This is a genomic window from Paraburkholderia sp. RL18-085-BIA-A, from assembly GCF_046027075.1.
Taxonomy (GTDB): domain Bacteria; phylum Pseudomonadota; class Gammaproteobacteria; order Burkholderiales; family Burkholderiaceae; genus Paraburkholderia.
This window is the reverse complement of record NZ_JARESU010000679.1, coordinates 1-335: the sequence shown is the minus strand read 5'-3', so window position 1 is coordinate 335 and position 335 is coordinate 1. Positions and strand designations below refer to the sequence as shown.

Sequence of the window (335 nt, the reverse complement as noted above, 5' to 3'; positions counted from 1 at the left end):
GTTGCGGCATGTACCGAGCCGTTTTCTATGCTGACTGTATGGATCAGATTGGAACGGCAATAGTGGATCGTACCGTCTGGCCGCATGCATAGTGCCGCCGCTCTCTCGAACTCATTGAAATGCTTGAAATTGAGCAGGCATTGAAAGAGGCCCGTGCGGACATCGATCCTGCCCAGCCCGCCGAGCTCAGGATCCACAACAAAGATCGCGTCCTCCTCATTGCTATCGATCGAGCTGATGTTTTTTGCAAAGAGCGGTCTTATCGCGGTGACCATCAGTCCTCCTGTCGGTTCGATGGGCGAGGTACAGCGCCAGTGCCTACGGTGCGTCTGACC

1 protein-coding gene is annotated in these 335 nt (G+C 55.2%); it reads right to left on the bottom strand.

Annotated elements, in window-relative coordinates:
- A partial coding sequence (locus P0D89_RS54370) for a hypothetical protein (RefSeq protein WP_408379906.1) occupies positions 1 to 275 on the bottom strand: 275 nt, incomplete at its 3' end.
- Positions 276 to 335: the final 60 nt, after the last annotated feature.